This window comes from Sphingobacterium tabacisoli (assembly GCF_017908035.1).
Classification (GTDB): Bacteria; Bacteroidota; Bacteroidia; order Sphingobacteriales; family Sphingobacteriaceae; genus Sphingobacterium; species Sphingobacterium tabacisoli.
Map to the genome: position 1 here is coordinate 138,763 of NZ_JAEQMU010000006.1, position 25,182 is coordinate 163,944.

General features: G+C 42.3%; 17 protein-coding genes. 9 read left to right on the forward strand and 8 right to left on the reverse strand.

The features are described from left to right. Positions 1-80 precede the first annotated feature (80 nt). Complete coding sequence (locus JKG64_RS19375) at positions 81-458, forward strand: hypothetical protein (protein ID WP_210355921.1); 378 nt, start codon at positions 81-83, stop codon at positions 456-458. A 95-nt stretch (positions 459-553) separates the two neighbouring features. Continuing rightward, positions 554-889 carry a phosphoribosylpyrophosphate synthetase gene (locus JKG64_RS19380; protein WP_210355922.1) on the forward strand — a complete coding sequence of 112 codons (336 nt, stop codon included), beginning with the start codon at positions 554-556 and terminating at the stop codon, positions 887-889. Positions 890-1,239: 350 nt separating this feature from the next. On the opposite strand, the gene JKG64_RS19385 is transcribed toward JKG64_RS19380, so the two are convergent. Then, positions 1,240-1,836 carry a TetR/AcrR family transcriptional regulator gene (locus tag JKG64_RS19385; RefSeq protein WP_210355923.1) on the reverse strand — a complete coding sequence of 199 codons (597 nt, stop codon included), beginning with the start codon at positions 1,834-1,836 and terminating at the stop codon, positions 1,240-1,242. Positions 1,837-2,291: 455 nt separating this feature from the next. On the opposite strand from JKG64_RS19385, the gene JKG64_RS19390 reads away from it, so the two are divergent. Both JKG64_RS19390 and JKG64_RS19395 read left to right on the forward strand, forming a co-directional pair. Next, positions 2,292-2,801 (forward strand): GNAT family N-acetyltransferase, encoded by a 510-nt coding sequence (locus JKG64_RS19390; protein ID WP_210355924.1) that lies wholly within the window; start codon positions 2,292-2,294, stop codon positions 2,799-2,801. Between the two features lie 114 nt (positions 2,802-2,915). Next, positions 2,916-5,381, forward strand: a complete 2,466-nt coding sequence (locus JKG64_RS19395; protein ID WP_210355925.1) for a phosphocholine-specific phospholipase C — start codon at positions 2,916-2,918, stop codon at positions 5,379-5,381. 68 nt (positions 5,382-5,449) lie between these two features. Here the strand turns inward: JKG64_RS19395 and JKG64_RS19400 are convergent, their stop codons facing one another. After that, positions 5,450-5,872 (reverse strand): nuclear transport factor 2 family protein, encoded by a 423-nt coding sequence (locus JKG64_RS19400; protein ID WP_210355926.1) that lies wholly within the window; start codon positions 5,870-5,872, stop codon positions 5,450-5,452. A gap of 590 nt (positions 5,873-6,462) precedes the next feature. Here JKG64_RS19400 and JKG64_RS19405 point away from each other — a divergent pair. The 5 genes from JKG64_RS19405 (at position 6,463) to JKG64_RS19425 (ending at position 14,442) form a co-directional block, all read left to right on the forward strand. Beyond that, complete coding sequence (locus JKG64_RS19405; RefSeq protein WP_210355927.1) at positions 6,463-7,041, forward strand: RNA polymerase sigma factor; 579 nt, start codon at positions 6,463-6,465, stop codon at positions 7,039-7,041. A gap of 115 nt (positions 7,042-7,156) precedes the next feature. Continuing rightward, a complete protein-coding gene (locus tag JKG64_RS19410; RefSeq protein ID WP_210355928.1) occupies positions 7,157-8,341 on the forward strand; it encodes a FecR family protein in 1,185 nt (394 codons plus the stop codon). Between the two features lie 169 nt (positions 8,342-8,510). Further along, positions 8,511-11,831, forward strand: coding sequence for a TonB-dependent receptor (locus JKG64_RS19415; RefSeq protein WP_210355929.1), 3,321 nt, complete (start codon positions 8,511-8,513; stop codon positions 11,829-11,831). A gap of 18 nt (positions 11,832-11,849) precedes the next feature. Beyond that, positions 11,850-13,316 carry a RagB/SusD family nutrient uptake outer membrane protein gene (locus JKG64_RS19420; RefSeq protein WP_210355930.1) on the forward strand — a complete coding sequence of 489 codons (1,467 nt, stop codon included), beginning with the start codon at positions 11,850-11,852 and terminating at the stop codon, positions 13,314-13,316. After that, on the forward strand, positions 13,303-14,442 hold the full coding sequence (locus JKG64_RS19425) for a metallophosphoesterase (RefSeq protein WP_210355931.1): 1,140 nt from the start codon (positions 13,303-13,305) through the stop codon (positions 14,440-14,442). The genes JKG64_RS19420 and JKG64_RS19425 overlap by 14 nt, the downstream gene beginning before the upstream one ends. A 240-nt stretch (positions 14,443-14,682) precedes the next feature. Here JKG64_RS19425 and JKG64_RS19430 read toward each other — a convergent pair whose 3' ends face one another. The 6 genes from JKG64_RS19430 to JKG64_RS19455 all read right to left on the reverse strand — a co-directional run bounded on the left by JKG64_RS19430 (position 14,683) and on the right by JKG64_RS19455 (position 25,108). Beyond that, positions 14,683-15,825 carry an Sb-PDE family phosphodiesterase gene (locus tag JKG64_RS19430; protein ID WP_210355932.1) on the reverse strand — a complete coding sequence of 381 codons (1,143 nt, stop codon included), beginning with the start codon at positions 15,823-15,825 and terminating at the stop codon, positions 14,683-14,685. A 171-nt stretch (positions 15,826-15,996) separates the two neighbouring features. Beyond that, positions 15,997-16,872 carry a phosphodiester glycosidase family protein gene (locus tag JKG64_RS19435; RefSeq protein ID WP_210355933.1) on the reverse strand — a complete coding sequence of 292 codons (876 nt, stop codon included), beginning with the start codon at positions 16,870-16,872 and terminating at the stop codon, positions 15,997-15,999. Between the two features lie 21 nt (positions 16,873-16,893). Then, complete coding sequence (locus JKG64_RS19440) at positions 16,894-18,045, reverse strand: YdcF family protein (RefSeq protein ID WP_210355934.1); 1,152 nt, start codon at positions 18,043-18,045, stop codon at positions 16,894-16,896. Positions 18,046-18,050: 5 nt separating this feature from the next. Beyond that, entirely contained in the window at positions 18,051-19,739 is a 1,689-nt protein-coding gene (locus JKG64_RS19445) for a hypothetical protein (RefSeq protein ID WP_210355935.1), read from the reverse strand. A 40-nt stretch (positions 19,740-19,779) separates the two neighbouring features. Beyond that, positions 19,780-21,564 carry a RagB/SusD family nutrient uptake outer membrane protein gene (locus JKG64_RS19450; RefSeq protein ID WP_210355936.1) on the reverse strand — a complete coding sequence of 595 codons (1,785 nt, stop codon included), beginning with the start codon at positions 21,562-21,564 and terminating at the stop codon, positions 19,780-19,782. Between the two features lie 13 nt (positions 21,565-21,577). Then, positions 21,578-25,108, reverse strand: coding sequence for a TonB-dependent receptor (locus JKG64_RS19455; protein WP_246512696.1), 3,531 nt, complete (start codon positions 25,106-25,108; stop codon positions 21,578-21,580). Positions 25,109-25,182 lie beyond the last annotated feature (74 nt).

The following is a 25,182-nucleotide window of genomic DNA, read 5'->3' on the forward strand; positions in this document are numbered from 1 at the left end:
ACATTAGCTCTAGGTTTAACGGTATTGCATATAAAAATGAATTTGCGTATGTTTATACCTAAGAACCAATAAGAATGCTAATGAAGCATATTATTTTTGTTGATGCGGTATATATAGGAGTTTTTCATTTCAGATGCTTCATTTTTGAACACCGTAACCAAGAAGTGGGTTTTGGCATCTTTTTAGATGAACACCCAGAAGCGTTGATTTGGTTCGAACCAGAGGGTGAGAGCAGTGCCATTCTCCACATCAATGACGAACTCGCTCAAGTAATCAGTACGCAGTCACAATCCAACAAAGACCAACGCAAGGAAAACTTCAAACGTTTTATGAAGTTCGTTAAAGATAGCGAACGTATCGCTTCCAAAATGGTATTCAAGGGCCGGAAGGTAGAATATCTGAGCAAGAGCGAGGATCTAGTCAAAATAAAAAATGACTATATCAGTAAGGTGAATTAGGCCTAAATTCAAACATATTTCACTATCTTTAGGACACTAGTGGATAGACCACTAGCAACATAGATCTGCAAACAATGTATTAAAAAACATCTATTATGGACAGTAGTAAAAAGAGATACACCTATGACACCTTGAGTGAAGCCGTCAATGATTTGCAAAAAAGAGGCTATACGTATGACTTTTTGATCCCTGAAGAACAGGAGTGTATCTATTGTACAGAAAACTCTTTGGAACTTTCTCCTGATGAATTCAGCATAGAAGAAATCTACCGATTTGAGGGAATGACCGATCCTGGTGACGAAAGCATTGTATTTGCAATTTCATCAAAAAAACATAACATCAAAGGACTTGTAATCAATAGCTTTGGAGCTGACTTCGGCTATCGTTCATCCAAACTGGTGGAAGATCTTTATAAGAAGTCTAGAGGATAGCATTTATCCAAAAGGATTACCTCACCTCCATTAACGTTCATAAAAAACTTTCATGATTCCTTTGGATCAACAACAGGCATGAAAGTTCTTGATGGCCTTTGAGAACAGACACTTTCAGAAAAAACAAGGACCTTATTTCGGGATTGTTACTCTATAAGGATGTACTGTGGGAAAGTGAATCTAGATCCGTCATTACTTTATAAGCAAAGTACAATCGTCCCTACGCCTACACGAGCCGTAACATTCTAAAGGTTAGAATAATCTACTCCAAGATATGTTATAACCCCGGGCTTCTATACAAGGGATCGTCTCTCTATTTTCGAGAGTTCCCTAATTCGTAATGAACAATTTTATTTTACGTTTTTCAAAACACGCTCTAAAGTGGCTGATACACGTGCTGCATCTTCCTCTTTATTGATATCTAATCCGCAAAAAAGACTGCCATTAATGGTGGCATGCATAGAAAGATAATAAATACCACTCACGAGAAGAGCTATTAATGGTTGTACATCCTCTTTAAAGCTTTCGTTTTTTACAATTGTTGTCAAAAGCTCATTTCCTACTTCATCCCGCTCGTCGGCCAACTTGGACAAGATTTCATTTTTCTCACTCAATTCCCAAATAAGCAACTGCGTCAGCAGTTTATTACTTTTCATTTCAGAAAACTGCTTCTTCAACACCTCAATAACCGCTTCCCAATTTAACTGCTGAGGTATCTCTTCAAAAGCCTCAGACAGCCAAAAATCCTTACTTCTTAAAAACGCATTATACAGTCCCTGCAAATCCCCAAAGTGGAAATAGATCAATTTTTTATCCACTCCCGAAACCTTACTGATATTCTCAACTTTCAAAGCAACAAAACCTTCATTAGCCAATATATCTTCCACTGCCTGAAGCAGTTTACGTTTGGTCGATTCTGATTGTAGCGTTTTCTTATTTACTTTCATAATATAAATATACCACTAAATATCTTTTTATCAACATCCATACAAGTGAGAAAAAAGTTAGATATAGGGCAAATAAAACGCTATTTGAAGTTCAATTTTCATAGAAGGTCATTTCCCTTATCCGCACTAATTATTTATTATATTTAGGGAAATATAATTCAATTATAGGGTAATTGATAGACAAATATTTGTCTACAGATAATTAAAAAACAATACAATTTATAACTATTCGCAGTCTTGGGCTAGGTATCATTAAAAGATAGTCCTGAAGCTAGCACTCCAGGACTACACAAACCAATTATTAACCTAAATTATGAAATTTCTGACTTATTATAAGAATAACGCTACAACACCTTATTTATTATATATAAACACAGCAAAAGAATCATTTTTTATAAAAAACACAATTTTCAGCAGAAAACTTTACTTTTATCATCCATTAAGCGACAAGAAACATGATTAAAATAGTAAAAGCCAGTCTCCGTGATATTCCGGCTATTCAATCTCTGGCTGCAGAAATTTGGCCCGTCACCTTTAAAGATATACTCTCTCAAGAGCAAATCAGCTACATGATGGATTTTATGTACTCGGACACTGCACTTACCCAACAAATTGAAAAACAAGGACATCAATTTCTGTTTGCTCAAAGAGAAAACAAAAATATAGGTTACCTCTCGTTTGAGTTAGATTACAAATCAGACACAAAAACAAAAATCCACAAAATATACCTCCTACCAGAAACCCAAGGACAAGGTGTGGGAAAACGAATGTTTGAAGAGGTAACCCGCATCGCTTTACAACATGGCAACAACACCCTGTCCTTAAATGTAAACCGGGATAACATCGCGGTTGATTTCTACAAACGGATTGGTTTTCATATTGCGGGAGAGGAAAATATCGCTATTGGTAATGGTTTCCTTATGGAAGACTACATTATGGAATGCTCGATTACACAAGCTGTATAGCCATCCTAACGGTATCTTTGCTATAATTTAATCTTTTTTTTCTCCGTAAGCGGCATTTAAGGTATATTGAACAGTGTTTCACCAACAAACACTGTTGCAATCAATCAATTTTAAATGGAAAGTAGAAGAGATTTCATAAAAAAAGCAGGAATGCTGGCCGGTTCTTTTGGACTATTCAGTAGTCTGCCCCATGCTATTCAGGCGGCACTAAAAATAAACCCTCACCCCAATAGCACTTATCTGGACGCAGAACATATTGTTATGGTCATGCAGGAAAACCGTTCATTTGACCATAGTTTTGGTAGTCTCCGTGGCGTTCGTGGATTTAATGACCCTCGAGCCCTCAGACTTTCCAATGGCAATCCCGTCTGGCTTCAGTCCTACAAAAATGGAGACACCTACACGCCATTTCGACTAGATATCAAAAACTCAAATGCAGCATGGACTCAAGATTTGCCTCATTCCTGGGAAAATCAGATTGGCGCGTGGAATCATGGAAAATTCGATAATTGGCTTGAATCGAAACGCTCAGGCAACAAAAATTACCGGGAACTCCCGCTGACCTTAGGCTACTACACACGCGAAGATATTCCGTTTTATTATGCGTTTGCAGATGCATTTACAATCTGCGACCAGCACTTTTGTTCATCAATTACTGGAACCACAACAAATAGGCATTTCTTTTGGACGGGCAAATGTGTTCCTGAAAAAGGAGCTAAACCGTTGGTCCGTAACTCCGATGTTTACTTCAATAGAGAGGCACATTGGCGAACATTTCCAGAGTTACTTGAAAAAAATGGAGTCAGCTGGAAAGTATATCAGAACGAGGTAAGTGTACAGACGGATCTGAAAGGGGAGGCGGAAGCTTGGCTAGGTAATTTTACAGATAACAATCTGGAATGGTTCAGTCAATATAAAATACGCTTCAAGAAAAGCCATATTGATTTTTATGCACGCCGTATCAGCGAACTCCCTACGGAAATCCAAGAACTAAAAACAGAACTAGGTAGCCGAAATGACCAAAAGTTAAAACAGAAGATCGAGCAGAAAGAACAACAACTCGAAAGTTTTAAAAAGGAGTACGCCCATTATAACACGGAACAATTTGAAGCACTAGATGATCGGACTAAATCGCTACATACGCGAGCCTTCCAAACCAACGAAGCAGATCCCTACTACCATGAGGTAGAAACTATCGAATTTGAGGAACAACAGATGACTGTACCCAAAGGGGATGTACTGCATCAATTCAGAGCAGATGTACAAAAGGACCAGCTACCTACGGTATCCTGGCTTGTCGCGCCTCAGCACTTTTCGGACCATCCTAGTGCACCGATGTACGGAGCTTGGTATGTGTCCGAAATTCTACAGATTCTTACAGAGAACCCGGAGATTTGGAAAAAGACCATATTCATTCTGAACTACGATGAGAATGATGGCTACTTTGACCATATCCCTCCTTTTGTTGCCCCAAAACCTGGCGATCTAACTACGGGACTAAGTAGTGCTGATCTCGATTATACAAGCGAGTACGTAACAAAAGAACAGGAACTTGCTTATGGTATAGATCCTGCTTATGCGACAGAAGGTCCCGTTGGATTAGGCTACCGTGTACCATTAATTATCGCCTCTCCTTGGTCACGTGGCGGCTGGGTCAATTCCGAAGTCTGTGATATTACGTCTACCATCCAGTTTGTCGAACATTTTATCCAACACAAGTTTAAAATAAATGTCACGGAAGACAATATAAGCTCTTGGCGCCGGGCTATTACAGGCGATCTGACTTCAGTGTTCAGGCCTTTTGATAGCAAAGAGCAACAGATGCCGCACTTCATTGACCGCAATCAGCAAATTTCTGAAATCAACAAAGCAAGAGACAAACCCATCCCCAACAATTTCAAAAAACTAAGCGAAGGAGACATAACTGCCATACGGCAACATCATGATAAGACACTACTTCCCAAACAGGAAAAAGGAACAAAACCCTCCAGTGCTTTACCTTACGAGCTTTATATCCAAGAACAGTGTAATAGTGAACAGTTGACACTAAGCATGAATGCAGCTTCTTCTTTATTTGGAGCAAAAGCTGCCGGAGCGGCCTTCAACGTATACGCTTACGGCTATAAAGGCGACCGGGCAAACTGGGCATTTGCGACCTCCGCAGGTAATACAGTAACCTACGACTGGTCGTTGAAAGATTTTGAACAAGACGCTTACCACTTGGCCCTCTATGGACCTAATGGTTATTATAGAGAATACCGTGGTGACAAAACGTCCAGCATGGTTCAAATACAGCAGAGCTATGCCGTGGATGCAGATGAGCTCATTCTATCCATAACGAACAACGGCCCGCAGTCTATCACTTTTGAATTACACAACCACTACGAAAACAACAAAAATAAACCGTTGAAATTGGCTCCTTCAAAATCACAGATTGTAAGGATCAAAACGGAAAAGACAGGCCGATGGTATGACGTTGAAATTAAGGCTACACATCCATCAATGAGGTATGGCAGGCGCTATGCTGGGAGAATAGAGAATGGTAAAGCCAGTATTACCGATCCATTAATGTCGCTATAAGAAAAAAGAGCCTGTCCGTATTTGACGGTGCAGGCTCTTACACAATTTGAACAAAAATTACCCAGTTCCTATGGGTAGGTCGTTACTACTTTACTCACCTTCCAGTTATCTGTTCCCTGGCTCAGCGTCACATAATCCACACGTGTAAAGTTTTTGAACTTCATGCTTACCTTAGCGATACAAGCTTTACCACATTCGTCCAATATTTCGTAGCTAGTTTCACAATCGTACCTCAGTCCTTTGTTGGCCTTCAGAAATGCTGTGTACTCTCTTTTTCCATAAGTTTTCTTATCCGTAGCATTCATATACTGAAAATCATCGGCAAATAGATACTTGTGCAGTTCAGGAGCACCTAATGCCGTCACCTCCAGGTAGGTCGCTATTATTTTACTCGTATTCAGATTTTTCAGGGGATTTGCGTTAGTAGCAAAGGAATTCAGGGATAGCATCATAATAAATGCTGTGGCGATTGTTGTGATGGTCGTTTTCATTTTTTTGTATTTTTAATTTTTTAGGGTACTATTACCTGTACGTTATGTCTATTATTTGTTATCTATCTTAACACAATCGTTCCTCTACATCATCACAATCGCTCCTGATTGTTTTGTTACACCAAAGGTATAACGCTACGCTCAGGCTACGAATGGTGATTAGACCAGAACATCGATTTTCTCGGTAAAACTGTCCTCTTTTTCGGTAAATTTTCCAGTATACCTTTTGCCGATAATCAACAGATAATCCCGACTAATTTGTCTTATGCCATTCGTTATCAAGTGTAGAACCAAAAACATAAACAACTGAAAATAGGGACAATAGAAAAAAACACAGATTCCACACTGTACGATATTGAACATAGAACTGTTCAATATTGGTCAAACTACGATATGATGATAGGGAGAGACATCTCCGCGAAAGTCTGAAAGCAAGTCCAATATTAATTTAAAGTCAAGTTTACTTGCTCCATTTGGGAATATAGAAAGACTTTTCTAATTTAGACCTTTGCAAACATAGCCTCATGCCCATAGCAAACACATTTTACAAACGCAACAGGCGGTACTAACCTATTTATGTTTGAAATCATATGACAGAATCTATATTAATAGAGAACCTTAGAAGCGATAGCCAGGAAGGCTTTGTGGCAATCTATAATAGATTCTATACTCCCCTTTTTTACTTTATTTCGAAATATGTTAAAAAACCGGAAGTTGCAGAAGAGATTTTAGCTGATGTCTTTGTTACGGTGTGGAATCGGAGAATGGACTTTCACAGTATGGAGAATCTTCAAGCTTTCCTTTATATATCAGCAAAGAATGCTAGTCTAAATACACTACGCTCTCCTAACAAGGTGACTTACCTCGAATCTATTACTGCATTTGAGCACCTTTTGATAGAAGATAAGGACACTTTTACCCAAATGACTTATGTGGAGCTTCTTCAATCTATTTTTGAGGAAGTAGAGCGCCTTCCTAACCGCCAGAAGGAAGTGTTTAAGCTAACCTACCTAGAGGACAAGACTGTAGAGGAGATTGCGCAACAACTCGAAATGAGTCCTACTGCCGTCTATGCCAACAGATCCCGCGCCATAAGTTCTCTCCGGCTCGTCTTAAAATCAAAAAACGACATGGTACTCATCGCATTTGCAATTCTTATCAACTACTAAAACAAGAAACAAATAAACTCATAACCAACCACATAAAAATTAATTAAAGTTTTTATGTAAGATTCTATTGGCTACTGTGTTTTTAATGCAAGTCACTGTTATTAACATTCACGACATGCAAGAGACCACATATCGCGTTGACCTTCTTAAGAAATATCTCAAGGGAACTATACATCCGGACAATCACATAGAACTAAAAAAACTATTTGAAGAATATCCCGATCTTTTTGATCTGGTACACCGCCTAGAGGACCCAAGCCATCTACAACAGGCCTTACAAGAGTATCGGCATTTTCACAGCGCACACACTGTACATAATAAAGAACAGACGCTCCAAAACATTCTCCATCGCATCGAAGAGGGGCCCAAGCAAGGTGTTCGATCAGGTACCTATCGAGCTTTGCTTCGCTATACCGCCGCAGCCTCCATACTTGCAATTCTTTCCATTGGCATCTGGTACCTGTTGAGCCGTCCGAATCTAAATCCCGATCTGCAGGCGCTGAAAGAGGCTGAAAAGCTAAGCCCAGGGAGCAATAGAGCGACCTTACTCGCAGCTGATGGGTCAGTCATCGAACTCAACGCCTCACAGAGCGGTATTGTTATAGGCGATCAGATCACTTACAATGACGGTTCTTTATTGTTAAAAGACATACAGGAAGAAACGGTACAATTAACATTATCTACCCCAAAAGGGGGGCAGTACCATGTCACTTTACCTGATGGGAGTAAGGTTTGGCTTAATGCCGATAGCCGCTTGAAATACCCCAATCGATTTACGGCCCCGCTTCGGGAAGTTGAGTTAGACGGAGAAGCTTACTTTGAAGTCACTTCCAACCCGAAACAACCTTTTATCGTTAAAACCCCTAACGAGCAGGTCGAAGTACTGGGCACCCATTTTAATATTAATTCCTATCGCAATGAAGAAGCTTCCAAAGTAGCCCTCCTGGAAGGAAAAGTACGTGTTGTTGCAGAAAACAGACAATCCAGCACACTGCATCCCGGACAGCAGACATTCTTCAGCAATAACCAAATGGCAATTCAGAATATCAATGCAGAAGAAAGCATCGCCTGGAAAAATGGAGAGTTCACCTTCAACAATGAATCTTTGGGTAGCGCGATGAGGCAGGTTGCAAGGTGGTACGATATTGAAATCGAGGTCGATCCATCGTTGAAGCAACTTGCACTTTGGGGATCTGTATCTCGATTAGACAATTTTGACAAAGTATTAAAAATAATAAAAATGACGGATGACAATATTAAAATCAGGATCGAAGGGAGGAGGGTTAAGATCATGAGATAATTCAGACAAAAAGCAAGAAAATTTGATCTGTTAATTTCAAAAGATACCGGAGAAGGTGGCACTTCCCCGGCTTTCGGCTCAGTATCAAATAAAATCCATGTAATCGTTTATTAAAAAACTAAACCAATCAAAAGTAATGAAAAATAAGCTTTGTAAACACCTCATTATTATGAAAATGATCGTTGTGCTACTTTTGATCACGGTTGGCCAAATCCAGGCAGAAGGTTTGGCCCAAACCGTGAGCATTAGAAAGAAAAACAGCCCCATCACCGACATCTTTCGGGAGATCAAGAAACAAACCGGCTATACCATACTGAGCAAATCAGAGGTTATCAAAAACACGCCATATGTTGACGTGAATTTTGACAATACGGAGCTGAATAGTGCATTGAATACCCTCCTGAAACCTCTGGCACTAACCTATGTAATCGATGGCAAGTCCATCGTAGTCAAGACGGCTTCAACAGAAACAGCAAACTCACACAAACAAACTATCACATTATCCGAGGCCGTATTTGTACAGAATGATATCCGAGGCCGGGTAACCGACCATCAGGGGAAAGCCTTGTCAGGAGTTCTCGTTGCTATAAAGGGCAAAAAAACATCTACTGCAACAGACGACAATGGTAATTACCACATCGCTGCAGAACGTGGTTCTACCCTGACATTCAGCATCCTCGGATACGAAAAGAAAGAAATAGAAGTCAATTCATCAACAATCAATGTCAGTCTACAATTTGTCGAAGCTGATCTGGAAGAGGTTATCGTCACTGGCTACGGTAACTTTAAAAAATCGGACTATACCGGTTCCGCCTCTACGATCAAAACCGACAGAATGAAAGATATTCCAGCGGTGGACTTTTCGACTATGTTACAGGGAAATGCACCTGGCGTACAGGTCAATTCACTATCAGGTCAACCTGGTGGGTCTACTAGTATCCGTATACGCGGTATGGGATCTATCAATGCAGCAAACAATCCGCTTTATGTAATCGATGGGGTTCCCGTCATGTCTGGTAATATAGCCTCTAGTAGCTCTAACAATGCTGGTTTTGATGTCATGTCGACATTGAACAACTCCGATATCGAACAGATTACCGTTATCAAAGATGCAGCAGCAGCTTCGCTATACGGTTCACGTGCTGCTGGAGGGGTCATCTTGATCACTACCAAATCGGGAAAAGCTGGCAAACCTGTATTCTCTATTAAAGGAGACTATGGAATATCGAGTCAAGCTACTGATTTCAGAGAGGTAATGAGTGGACCCGAACGTCGAGCAATGCTATTAGAAGGTCTTCGAAATAAGGCCCGTTATACCGATAAACTGACCGATGAGACAAAAATCGAAGAATATGCACAAGCCAATATTGACAAATATGCACCAGAGCCGTGGAGCGGATGGGCAGATTGGAAAAAAGAGCTTTTCCGTAGCCAAGCCCCTTTTAAAAATGTAGACTTTTCTGCTTCTGGAGGAGACAGCAAACTATCTTACTACAACTCCTTGTCATATATGAACCAGAAAGGCTTATCTTATCAGTCTGATTTTGAACGTCTCTCTGGTCGTCTAAATGTAAAATATAAGATGACCGACAAAATGGAAGTCGGCGCCAATATTCTCTATTCCAACGTTGCTCAGGATGTCAATGCAGAAGGTGGAACCTATACATCACCAATCTACGCTACACGACACAAAATAACAGGGTCAGAGCCCGTATACAACGAAGACGGATCTTTCTTTACGGATTTCTTCTCTAATGGCCCACGCAACCCTATGGCTGCATCTATGTATAATTTTAGGACAGAGAAAGCCAACCGCTCCTTCAATACGCTTTTCGCTAACTACAAATTTATCGATGGACTGGTATTTAACACCACTTTCAGTCTAGACAACACCACGACCAAATACAATTCCTGGTCCGACCCTAGATCTTCTGATGGGGAGAAACAGAACGGAGCATTGAGTTCTAGTTTCAAACAGTATAACCAGATTGTATGGAAGAATAGCCTTACCTATACGAAAACCTTTGCGGACAAACATAATCTAGATATCTTAGGAGGCTATGAGGTCAATAAATACACCCGCGAAGATCTAGATGGCGCCAAAGAGAACTTCCCTTCGGTAGATAAGATCGTTATCTCCAACGGTTCTGTTCTTAAAGATCTATCTGGTTCTACAAATGAATGGCGTTTACTATCCTACTTATCCCGTGCCAACTATAATTACGACAACAAGTATTTTTTAGGTGCCAGTATACGTGTCGATGGCAGCTCTAGACTACACCGTGATAGCCGTTGGGGAAATTTCTGGTCGGTATCAGGAGCATGGAAGCTGGGTAATGAGGATTTCATGCAGTCCTTACAACCTATTGTATCCGATGCTAAACTTCGCGTATCATACGGTACCAACGGAACGCTTCCTTCTAGTCTTTTCACCTATATGGATCTAACTGGCTTCGGCTTCCCTTACGGTAGCAACCCTGGTATTCGGGAGACTCAGATTGGAAATCCGTTTCTAAAGTGGGAGAAGCAAAATAATGTAAATATCGGGATGGATCTACGCTTACTAAACCGTATTGACTTCACCTTTGAATGGTATAACAGGCAATCATCGGATCTACTAAACGATATGCCTACATCTTACACAACCGGTTTTTCTTCCTACTTGACCAACATCGGAGCATTACGTAATACTGGGATTGAAGTAGACATCAGTGCCGATATTTTACGGGACAAAGCGTTGAGTTGGACTACATCACTTAATCTGGGCATGAATAAGAACAAGACCATTTCTTTGGCTGATGGCAGCTCCGAACTTCGTAATGGTACATTGATACACCGCGTCGGGCAACCGTGGTATAGTTACTACCTGGTGGAATTTGCAGGGATCAACAAAGAAACCGGCGTACCACAATACTATGTCAATGATCCAAACAACCTAGACTCTAGAGAAATTACCGAGGATGACACCAAAGCCAACCGTATTGCCTACAAAAGCGTAGACCCTAAGCTTACGGGTGGTTTTACCAATACATTCCGTTATAAGTTCATGGATCTAAACTTTACTTGGACCTATACTTTGGGAGGCAATTCCTATGACTATGGCGCAAGTAAAACAGAGCTTGCGGGCAAAACAGGGTATGACAATATTCCTAGATATTACGAAAGACGCTGGCAGAAACCCGGCGATGAGACCGATATCGAAATGTTTATGGTGGGTAATTCGTACGACATGAGCAGTGTCGCCAACACCCGCAGGGTACACTCTACTGATCACATCCGTCTAAAGAATCTTACTTTTGGCGTAGCCGTTCCACAAGAGTTTGCCCGCCGACTTAAAGTCAGCAATATACGCGCTTATTGCTCAGGCGTCAATCTATTGACATTTGCTGCATACAAAAACTATGACCCCGAAGTACCTGTCGATGGTAGCGTATACTTTGAGTCACCAAAACTAAAGACAGTGACATTTGGATTGGATATTAAATTCTAACAACAAGATTATTCAGACATGAGAAATATATTATCAATCGCATTTATTGCTAGTCTATTATTCACGGGATGCGGCAATAAATGGCTCGAAGAAGCTCAACCCAGTACCTCTACAGAAAGTAGTGAAGCCATAAAATCTGCCCGCGAAGCACAATATGCGCTAAACGGGGCTTATGATTTCCTTCGAAATTATGAATACTATGGAGCCCGCATGACTTATTATGGTGATGTGACAGGTGAGGATCTACAGGCCAATGGGGATACGAAACGTGCTGCAAAGTTCTATTTATTTGACTATAACAAAGACACTGCTCCATCCTCTCTCTGGCGCTTCCCCTACCGTGTGTTGCGCAATGTAAACGGTATCTTAGCTTTCGTGAACGGTCTTCCGGCAGAAGGACTTAGCGAGGAATTGAAGGATATCAAAGGACAGGCATTAGCTCTACGTGCCCTAGCACATTTTGATTTAGTAAAAGTTTTTGGCGCTCCCTTCAGCAAAGACAATGGCGCATCATTAGGCGTACCTATTGAATTAGAAAAGCACAACTCGAGCAGTAAGCCTTCTCGCAATACGGTCAAACAGGTCTATGACCAGGTAATCATAGATTTAGAAGATGCCAGCAAACTGCTTAGTACGGCGCGTAATAATGGCAAGATAAACCGCTTTGCCGCACAACAATTACTATCACGTGCCTATCTGTATACGGGACAGAATCAAAAAGCTTTTGATACCGCAACACAAATGATCGCCGAAGCACAAAAATCAGCTTCTTCTACCAAGGGGCAGTATTTTTTGTGGACCAATGAAGAATACAGTACGGTTTGGTCCAAAGACTTCACCAGTGAGATTCTGTTTCAACTACCTATTATCAAAACAGAGACAGGTTCTGACACCGGTGGTCCTGGCAAAGATGGGATAGGTTATTTATTGTGGCGCCTAGGTTATAATGATATTATATTGTCTGGTGATTACATGAACTTATTGAAAGCTGATCCAAACGATGTACGTCATAAAATCATCACCAAATACACCAGCAAGCAGGTCGATTACTATTACCTCAATAAGTATCCTGGTAACCCAGCCGAAGGCGAGACACCACAGGAGGCTGACATTCCTGTCCTACGTCTATCGGAGGCATACCTTATCGCTGCTGAAGCTGCTGTAAAAACAGGAGATAACACCAATGCGCTGAAGTACCTTAATGCTATCGTCAGTCGTGCAAACCCTGCTAAATCGGTATCGGGAACTGTCACTTTAGAGCGTGTTATGGAAGAACGCCGCAAAGAGCTTGTTGGTGAGGGACATCGCTTATTTGATGCCATGCGTAATAATATGCGAATCGAACGCAAGGCTGCATCACACAATTCGCCACTACTCCGTGCAGAGACAAAATCCTTTGACCGCACTTATTTTAAAACTGTACTGGCTATCCCTCGTAGAGAAATCGATGCCAATACAAACATTATACAGAATGATGGTTATTAAACAGACTGTCCATGGTTATACCTGCAATGCTTACAGCAGGTATAACCTTTGGATTACTTTTTTCTTTTGTCTATGCACTATCGGAAATGTTGTTGCACAGCAAGCTCCGTTATCTCAGCATGATGGTCCCTATATATTATATACTGCTGAGCAGCGTAATCTGGTTCGCGTTTATAAAGGACAATTAGATGTTCAGCAAAACAGTGCGCCAACAGTTGAAGTTATTTCCGAGAATGGACAGCATCAGTTTCAAGTCACATTGCATCCCATCGAAACTCCTCGAGCAACCTACAGCAAAAGCAGCGAGATTCTTGTTCTATCCGATCCTCATGGAGATTTCGACTCTTTTCATGCCATCCTAAAAGCACATCGTGTCATTGGCGAAAAGTATCAATGGACCTTCGGCAAAAAACATCTTGTAGTGATAGGTGACATCTTTGACCGTGGAGACGATGTCCTTCCCTTGTTTTGGTTGCTTTATAAATTAGAGGCCGAAGCCTCCCAAGCAGGAGGTGCTGTTCATTTTCTTTTGGGCAATCACGAGGAAATGACTTTACGAGGCAATCTTAAATATGCTAAGGAAAAGTACACCAACCTCGCGCAACATCTTGACATCAACTATCAGGAACTATGGGGCATGGAATCCGAACTGGGGCAATGGCTACTGAGTCGAAATACGATAGAAAAGATTGGTGATCACCTATTTGTCCATGCAGGATTGAGTGCCGATATTATTGGCAATGTCTGGACTATAAATGCCATTAATGATTCTACACGTGCGCATGTACATCAGCGGAAAGAAGAGCGGGAGCAATCTTCCGCAGCCAGATTTTTGTTCGGCAGTAATGGCCCCCTTTGGTATCGCGGTATGGTACGGACAGATGAAAAATACAATCCACTGTCTACAGCTGATCTCGAACAAATCATGAAACAGTATGATGTAAAACACCTATTTGTAGGTCATACCATCTTTCCTGAGGTTACTTCATTTTATGAAGGAAAAGTCTATGGCGTTAATGTGAGCAATAAATCCAACCGGGAAAAAGGAGCAAGTCGCGGACTTTTGATCAAAGGGAACAAATGCTATCGCATCTATGATGACCCGAAGAAAAAGGAAAAGATTTAATAAAAAATTATTTCCATAAAAAATGCCTTCTACACATGAGTGTAGAAGGCGTAATATTTACTGATTATCTGTAAAAAGCCCCTATTTTACGGGCAGATAGGTCTCCATATTTGGCGTCAATCCCCAACTTGCATTCAAGTTAATGGTTGGATTGTTGATTTGTAGAGCTTGTCCTATTACTAAAGGCAAGCTCCACACATACAAGTTATTTTCTTTATTAAAATGAGATGCAACCAAGTACTAGAGACTCAGTTCTACTTTCAGATGCTTATCACTACGTATATAGGTCGACACTACTTCGTACGACAACTTAGTCTGTCCTGCATCGGCGACCACTATCTGCGCCGACTTAGGATACAACACAATATTTTTTGTTGCCTTTCCATCGACCAATTGTAATTCAAAATACAGATCCGAATTATTCTGCAGTTCGTAATATTTACTGTTTGCTTTCTTTCCATTCTCTTTTTCATGGAAAGCAGGATTCAACTTGACACAAGCATCAAACAAGTTGCGCACATGCTCTTCCTTACCAAATAGATAATTACTGGACCATGCTACCGTGTTTCCATTTTCGAGTGCGGTACGTATTGCCTCTGCCGAACGATCCTTAGCCATCACAAGCGTCATCGTACGATGCACACCGGCACGCTCTATATCATATTCATGTGCGATCAGATTATGAATATCTGTATTTCCAATGATCGTCAAATTTCTATCCAAAGCCCAGTCCAATGCCTTTTTGTGGAATCCAAAACCATTGACCACCTCGATACCATGAAGATTTTTATCCTTATACATCTTATCGACAAATGGGATCCATTCATATGAACCTTCGATCTGTGTTGCCTTCCATCCAGGATGGTTCCAAAAAATAAAAGCCTTTTGATCCACTACCGCCTGTATAGCTTGGTTGTCCAACTCCGAATCTCTAGACACCACAAGATTCTTGTCATCCTGGATAAATAAAGCATTAAAATGTCCTGGAGGCGTGTTTCGTGTTACTTCTGTTCCTTTTATCAAAAGGATATTCTGCTCTGCTGCTAAATTTTTTGCCAATTCATGAGGCCTTAAATTTCCAGGTTTAACATCGTCCTTATGCGGAGTATACTCCACATGTTCTGTAAATGCAATAGCATCCAAACCTTCTTTCCATGCCTCCTGTACCCGTACATTGGGCCAAACATGTCCATCTGTAAAGACAGTATGCATGTGAAAATCACATTTCAATACCTGCAGACCATTTACATTGGGAATATCGATTATCTTACGTTGTTTAGGATATTTAAACTCATCGAGTTTCATAATACCAACATCATCTTGCGCATAAGATGGTACCGAAAAGGCAAATACTGCAGCGACCAAAAGTAAAGTTTTGTTCATATATGGATATTTCATAGTAGCGTATAAATTTTGGGACAAAAATATCCCTCTAGGATTAAGCTACTATTAAATCAAGATGGTCTTTGCATGAAATCACATCCCATAATAATAGCAATTCCCGGATAAGCCTATGCTACATCCGGGAACCTCTCCTTCTTTAGGTTGATTATATTACTTAACAGTAAAGACAGTGGCTACGCCACGTTCGCCTTCATGATCGAATACACCATTGTCTGATGGAAAGTTTACAACACCTTCGCCTTTGACCCAAGCCGTAGAAGATCCTCCTCCGTCAAGGTTAAGTGCTTGCGTACAGCCCAGCGCGGCCATCAGCTCAGAAAGCTGCGCAATGGTGAGGCCTTGGGATTGTGAGGATCGACCATCCACCACAACAACAATCATTTTATTGTCAGCCGTTACCCCAAACGCAGTTCTGGGATGTCTTGCCGTGTTGAAATCCACATTCAGCTGAGACTGCTGTTTACCGTCCAATAGCAACAAAGGACCTCCTGCCAATACAACAGGCTCTGCTACTGTAGCCCAACCCGAACCGGGCTTAGCAATCACCTTAGCGCCTCCTTTATTATCCAGTACTACTGCTCCATTTTCCCGATAGGCACTAAATCCGGAAGCCGTATTATTCACCAGATTTCCGTTGTACTTAAAAAAAGTGGTTGATCCTCCAGTACTGGTATTAAAGTAACTGCCATTGAAAGCGACTAAAGCGTTATTTTCTACCGCTGCGGTACTCGTCTTCAAAAACCCCGTTTTTACATAAGGAATTTCGATATGTAGTCCTTTATTCAAATCTACTTCCAGAATATTGATATATTGCTTAGAATCAAAAATCTGTGGAAATTGATAATACTTCCAAACTATCCCTCCAGACACCTCCTTGCTCTTCCAATCGGTCTTTTCAAGGAGTTCCTTAAGCCCTGCCTTTTCAACATTCGAGTAGTCGTACGGCAACTGTGTTCCTTCCTCTTTCTTACTGCATGCGAAGACGAGGAAAAGTAGCATTAAACTATATAGAAATTTCTTTTTCATGTGTATCAAATTATTCGGTTATCACTTAGGATCTTCGATCCATTTTAACTTGTTGGATGCTGGCTTACCCACGACCTGTAGATTCTTCTCCACCTCTACACGTTCCATATTCCGATAGAGGATCAGCCGTCCAGTAACAGGGTCTACGGTAGCCGCTGCCACATTACTTTTTCCCCAGGCGAAAGGCCAGTTTCCAAAGTATTCAGTTGCCGGCACCTCTTTCACAAATACCCAATTCTTCCTTTCAGCCCGGGCGACTAACACTCTTTCATTGGCAAATAATATCAGAGAATTATTCCAAAACACTCCTGCATTAACACCAGATTCTTTCCAGGCTTCTGGCAAACCCGTGATCCAATCACACCAGATCATTTTTTCCAGTATTTTTTTGGTCTCCTTATCCACTTTCCACAAGCTATCCCCATTACGTATACACCAAAACTTACCCCCGTCTATAAATGCGCGCGAATGACTTGTATCCAATAACTTTAAGAACGGCAATACCTCTTTCGCTTCTGTTACGGTGAATGAACTATTCTGCTTATCCGTCCCATACACGATATTATTCTGGAGATAATATACACTATCGCCTACCGACCACTGTGCCTCCGGGGTCAGCCATGAACCACGCAGCACAAACTTTTCATTATCAGGCTGTCCATTAAATATCCCTACATAATCCAATTTGTCTGTTGCCTTGGGTATAATACTCCCTTCAATATAAAAGCGTCCTACGACCCCATCATACTGTTGCAATCGTGCGGCAACGGCGATTGCATGCCAATGGTTGGATACAACGAAAACCGTGTCCCCAGGCTGGATGATCTGTTGATCAAGCTCATCCCGCAAGATTCTGCTGAACACATAATTCTGTACTGTAGTTTTCGCATTCTCTTCTTTATATACTTTGTGTCTTTCAACACCTCTGGCCCACAGCCCTTCCTGCATTGCTGTTGCCTCACAGATACCCGACCCATGTGCCCCGCAACCACCACTCACTATTATTTTTTGAATAGATTGCGTACGGTACAATCTCGCCGCAATCTCAATACGTTCTTCTAATACTGTGGCATCTGCCGACCCCAAGACCAACATAATGGTCTTGGGGTTAGCTATTGCACCGATCTGTGATACACAAATCCAAGACATTATAAACCCAAAAAGTACTTTCATAACAACTATTTGATTTTAGCTCCCATCACAGTACCACTTCTTGACTCTCCATTAATATCTTTCTCTATACGTTTATCAAGCACTGGAGTATAGGTCTGCCCTATCGTCGCCAAGCTTGCCCCCGTAAGACCATAGGTCAAAGCCGGATTGCTGGCTCCCACAGGCAGATATGCTGCGCTCAACATCGAAGATGGCGTAAATATGGCTCCAGCCACAACTGCACCTGCATTATCATAGGTAGCTGTAGCATTCACCGTACTCTTAATACTTGGAATTACCGTTGCATTATCGGTATGGGCATCTACGTCTTTTGATGTAGACGCTTGTTTATTCCCTGATATAATGGAGTTGATAACGGTCAGGTTATTCACCTTATCTCTTCTATATATACCTGCACCCGGACCAACGACCTCATTTCCTGTTATCGTCGAACTGATGATATCCACTTTCGTTCCACCATATTGCATGACGCCACCGCCCCCATTCGTCGATGTACTCTTATTACCAACAATAAGACAATTTACAATCACTGCATTTGAGTTTTCACGCACATAGACGCCTGCCCCATAAGAAGTGTTATTATTGTTCATCACCTCCGAATCATACAAATAGATATTGGCGTTAGGATATCCATGTATCCCCCCAGCTGTACCTCTAGCATAGTTGCCGTTAAACTCACAGCCGTATGCCGTCAATGTAGCATCGGCAACCCATACTCCACCTCCATTGTTATTATTGTTGGTATTCTCATTTACCTTGGAGTCCTCCATGGTTACCCTGGCACCAGCAAATACGTACATCCCCGCAGCAAAACCTGCCGTTCCTTTGTCATTAGTTGCCTTATTGTCCACTATTTCAACTTTTTTCAGGTATACAATAGCATTTGCAATCAACAGACCTCCTCCATTTCCACGGCTATATTTCACACTACTGATAGTGGTATTGGTCGCTCTATCCGTTGCATTCCCCCCCTTTATAGTCAATCCCTCCAAATGAACTTTGGAATCCTGATCCAATGCGGCAGTAACTGTCACCGTATGGAACACCTCTTTGCCAGAGATCAGTTTGCCTTCCAATACTGTTTTATATAGTTTCGCATTTGGTCTTGCTCCCGGAAGGGCATCTGCAGGAAAACCGCCAATCAGACTGATGTTTTTCGAAATTTCGAAGGTCTTGTCAGATTCTTCGCTCGCATCTCCGTTACGGATTGTCTTAGATGGCCTATATATTCCCTCTGCCAAATAAATAGTACTGTTGGCCGTCGCTTTTTCTATTGCCGTGGTTAGATCTGTAGGCGTATTCCAAGATTTACCATCTCCTGCACCATCGACCGTGACATAAAATACAGGAACTTTCCCCGATTCCTGGATAACAAGCACCTGACGTGACTCATCCTGATTAATCCGTACGGAGATCGTTCCCGACCGCTCATCATCTTCATTGGTCACTGTCGAAAAACCAATCCGTTGTTTCCCTTTTTCGTACGCCGTTGTATCCAATACAATCCAGTCAGCATCCGTTTCTACCGCTATCGTTGTGTTGGAGAGTACCTCAAAAGTATACGTATTCGTCTTACTACTGACCTCCATATAGTCTATATCCATCAGCAGCCTCTCTTCAAAGCCCTCTTTATCTTTTTTACAACCTGCCAACATCAAGAGTAAGCACAGCAGTATATAGTTTATATTTTTCATTTAGCATATCTTTTAATAATTTTCTACCTATTGCTGGAGCCTATTCGTCCCATTTATCATTCTGCTTCAAGCTCCGATTCAGCAGTAACTCTTCCGAAGGGATCGGTGCCAAATAATCCCTATCCTCCCTAAAACCACCCCGATTGGGAAAAGGATCTATATTTCCAGAAATCCCTCCTTGCTGACCGGTAATAGGATCCCATAGTGTCCGCTGTTTAATATTCACCATTGATGTCACCGAAGAAGGTGCTCCCGACGTACTGCCTGTATGTACAAAGACATCCGCCTGTCCATCTCCAGTAAAATCATATGCTCCCACTCCTGGAAAATATACCCCTACAATAGGTTGGTTTACCTTCAGCCCCTCTTTCCACCGCATCAGGTCGTCCCAACGGAACCCTTCATTAAATAACTCAGCACGACGCTCCCTTCTGATCTCCAATATCACCCCCTGCATTCCCTTTACATTAGGGTACATGGCCAACAGATACGGGTCGGGATTTGCATTAGCCTGTGCCATATCCAGATTCGGCATCCCCGCCCGGCTACGCAATTTATTGATCGAGATATTCAGGTCCGCTTGAGTCAAGTTACCCAATTCAGCCTTTGCTTCTGCAAAAACCAACAAAGCTTCTGCATAGCGGAATAGTATAATATCAAAATAAGCTCCAGAGGTCGCCCATTGGCTCCGATCCGGCAGTGCTTTAATCAATCGGTATCCTGTTGTTGTAATTGATAGATTGACAGGTTCATTTTTAGACTCTCCAATTACCCTAAAATCAGGACCCGCAGTTGTCTGTGTCAATCGAGGGTCACGGTTTTGCATTTCGTCCAGAAAGCCCATGGTCTTGTAGTTGGCTTTATCGGTAAATCGAGATCCGTCCCGCATAAGGTAACTATTGACCAAGTCTTTAGGTACACCATAAGATCCCTGCGTAGCTGACGTAAAGGACGATCCCAAAGAATGCACTTTAAGTCCCAAGTCAAAATCTATAGCCAATATGGTTTCCATATTATCTTGGTTATTTCTCGCAAAAAGATTTCTATACGCATTTTCGGCACCACCCTCCGTATACAAGGTATAGGCATTGGAAGTGATCAGATCCTGTGCGGCAGATGCGGCCAAGGTCAAGTATTTATCAGCGCCTTCCAAACCATGGTATTTACGAAATGTTCCTTCAAATAAAGCCACACGAGCTTTTAACAACATCGCCGTATAGCGTGTTATCAGATTCACCTGCTTCTCTGCTGGAATATTAGCTATGGCAAAGTCAAGGTCAGCCATGACCGAATCCATGACCAGTGTGCGGGAGTCTCTGGCCTTGTATAGCTCCGGATCCTTGGCATCCAACACACCACTGTACCACGGCACATCACCAAAGGTTTTGACCTTATCGTAATAGAAATATGCTCTAAAAAAACGGGCTATGCCGCCATATTTTGCTTTGGCCGCTTCGTCCTTTACCTTATGATAATTGATCAAAAAATAATTGATCTTTCGCAAATCGTCCCAGTTCCAGCCACCTGAACCGCGGGCCACTGGAACGACCCTCGATCCCCGCACCTTGGCCGCTGGATTCAGTGGCATCAGATTATCCGACCCCGCATCATCCGTATAGCTGTCAGTCCATTCTTTTTCCTCAGAATTTCTAGAAAACGCACTGTAAAAGTCATTGGTAGCGACCTCTAAATCTTTGGCTGTATTAAAAAAGAAAGGAGCCTCTACCTGATCTTCCGATGGTCTATCCAAGAAGTCCTTGTCACAGGACATCATCATCCCACTCCATATAACTCCTAATCCAATTGTTATTAGTTTAATTTTCATGATGTCTTCCTATTTATAACCCTATCATTACCCCAAAAGAATACGTCTTACCCATTGGGTATACACGTTGATCGCCGCGCTGAGTGGCATCCTTTGGTGCCGAATAACTTACCCCTGCTCCAGCCTGCTCCGGATCGATGTATTTCGTCAGCTTGCCAAAACTCCATGTAAACATATTTTCACCACTGAAAAACACACGCAGGCGCTCTATTTTAGCTTTCTTCGTCCATTCTTGTGGCAGCGTATACCCTACCGTCATATTTTTGACACGCAAAAAGCCCAGATTGGTCAAGTAATAATCATTGACCTCATAGAGCGAACGTCTCCCCTGTAACGAGGAATATCCTCTATAAATCTGCGGATAGGTATTCCCCGGTTTGTCGGGCGTCCACGCATTGTCTATCAAGTCTTTACGGATAAATGACAGGTAAGGTCTTTGATACGTACCCCAGAACAACTCGCCTGTAGGATACCAATCCTGACGTCCTACACCAGACAGCGCTGTTGAGAAATCAAAGTTTTTCCATTTCGCATTCAGGTTAAGTCCAAAGAGATATTGAGGCATCGCATTACCAATACGCTCCAGATCACCGTGATTGTCTAAGGTATTGTCCCCTTTATCTATTTTCTTATCACCGTTCAGATCCAAGTACTTGATATCACCGGCACGCAGGTGACTCCATTCACTGTTCTGCATCACGTTGAGTATATCGTCATATACCTGCCCCAGATTGACCGATGCCTGTGCACCACCCGGTATATCAAAATGACTTTGGTAAGCCGCCGCCTCTTCATCCGATTGGAATTGCCCTGCTACGCGGTAGCCCCATATTTCTCCCAAACGCTGCCCTTCATAATAACTGCTCAGGAGCCCTTTCGTATTATTGTATTTCGTGATTGTACCTTTAAAGTTTGATACATTGGCTGTCACGTTAAACTGCAGTGGAGCTCCTGCCACGTCAAACTTGTCGCGGTAGGACACACCGACTTCCCATCCATCATTACGCAATGCAGCGTAGTTTTCACGTGGTTCCCGAGCACCAAATACACCTGGCAGTGGCTCTCCCGGCAAGTACATCCCTTCCACATTCTTACGGTACCAATCCGCATTGACAAACAATTTATTGTCAAGCACACCGATATCCGCTCCCAGGTTCAAGCTTTTGGTACTTTCCCATGTCACCACACTCGGCAATGGTCCTGGCATCTGTGCAACGGTCAGCTTCTCTCCTCCGTTCAGCCAATTTCCACGTTTCACCGCCATTAATTCTTTAAATGTATTCACCGGTACTGTCTGATTGCCCAGCTTACCATAAGATCCCCTCAGTTTGAAAGAAGACACATAGGGTTTTATCTCTTCCCAAAAACGCTCTCTATCCAGTTGCCACCCCAGTGATACCGACGGGAAAAAGCCCCATCGGCTATCTGCAGGAAATCGCGAAGAGCCGTCATAGCGCGCATTGATTTCCATTAGATATTTACCCTCATAATCGTAGTTGAAGCGACCAAAGAACCCACGGACTGCCCAGTTTGTAGCACTTCCGGTCATTGCATTCATTACAGTTGCCAGAGAGAGATTAGACAAGTCCTCCAGCAGTAGGTCGTCTCCCTTCGCACTTATAAAATCCTGATCATACTCCTCTTGGTTAAAACCCAACAACAGACGCAGATTATGTTTATTCGCTACAGTCCTATTATACGTACCGAAAAAATTGAGCGCGTTATATTTATCCTTAGTACGTTGCTCCTCCAATCGGTTCAGTCCCACTGTCAATGGATTCAGCCTATTACCGGCCAAGTATGTAAAAGGATTCAGGCGTAGCGCGAGACTCTTATTCTCGATTCTGTTGCTATAATCAAAGTTAAATTCCAAACCTTTCAGTGGTCGAGCTACTATACGGAACGTATTGGTAAACTCTTCGGTATCTATATTTCTCCAACTCTTGCCCGAAGCCAATCCTGCATTACCACCTTGCCCGCCAGAACCGGTACCGATATCCGTAGGGATACCATCGACAAAGTTCGGGTAAAACGGCATTAGGTTATACCAAGTGGTGGTACTCCACAGTCCCCCAAATCCATTCGAAAAACCACCATAATCTTTATCATTCTCATTGATAAACTGCACGTTATTGGAAACCTCTAACCAATCATAAGGTGTGAATACCAGATTAGCCTTCATATTTTGGCGCCCTATTCCAGCATCCTTGTTGATATTATTGATACTTTGTCTGTCGTACACGCGGCCAGATAGATACCCTTTCAATTTATCGGTACCACCCGATATCGATATATTGTGAAAATTGGAAGCTTGATACTTGCGAAACAGATAATCCCACCAATCCGTCTGGTAGAAAAACTTATTGGTTCCATCAGCCTGCAATTCGTGAAATGGTGCTATCTCACCTTTAGACACCATCTTGATCGCCTCCCAGTCCATCGCATTGTACTGACTATAACTACTTCCATTGTACCCCGAAATAGCGGCATCCACTGTCTTTGCATAGACATACGGATCCGTGATAAAATCGGTACGCGCAGCAGGTGTCGTCCAGGCAAAATTATTAGAATAATTGATTTCCGTTTTACCTGCTTTACCTCGCTTGGTCGTGATCAGGATCACCCCAAAAGCGCCCCTCGCTCCATATATAGCGGACGAGGCAGCATCTTTCAGCACCGTCACCGATTCAATATCATTGGGGTTGACCCGAGTGATATTACCTTCGATACCATCGATCAGTACCAATGGATTGCCACCATTGATGGAATTGAAGCCCCTCACATTGATATCAGGAGTCGCTCCAGGATCACCATTATTAATCTGAATATTCAGGCCGGGCATCAGTCCTTGTAATGTCGAAGCTATATTAGCATCCGGGCGCAATGCGATATCTTCTGCATTGACCTGCGCAACCGCACCCGTCAGGTTGGCCTTCTTTTGAACACCATATCCGACAATTACGACCTCATCCAGATCACTCGTCGCCTCGACCATACGGACCTCGATCGCTTTTCCTACTTTATAGTCAATGACTTGATCTTCATAGCCCAACGCAGTAATCAGGAGCTGTCCTTCGTCCTGTACAACAGGTATCGTAAAGGAACCATCTGCGAGTGACGCCGCGGCAATATTACTCTGCTGTAACCGCACCGAAGCACCAGTTAGCGGAGCGCCTTTACTATCGAAAATCTTTCCTTTTAACTGCTTTTGCTGCACTCCCAATTCAGAAGCAGCAACCTCCATCTCCGATGCCTTTTTAATCAATACCGTCTTGTTCTGCACCACGTAGAACAATCCCCTTGGCGTCAGACAAGCATCCAAGACCTTCTTCAAGTCCATATTTTTGACATGCAGATCGATCTTCTCCACCTCTTTCAGTTGGCTGCTGTTATAGAAAAAATCAAGATTGGTCTGCTCTTGGATCTGTGTCAGTACATCAGCGAGCTCAGCTCGCTTTACCGACAGACTTACTTTCTGTGCATAGGTACTTCCATTTGCCTGCATGAAAAGACCCAGCAACAAAAATGAATATAACTTCATCATGAGTAAACATGTTAGCAATCGGCGGGGAGCCCCTCCAATTGCGGTAATATTTTTATACATTTGATAGGTATTTG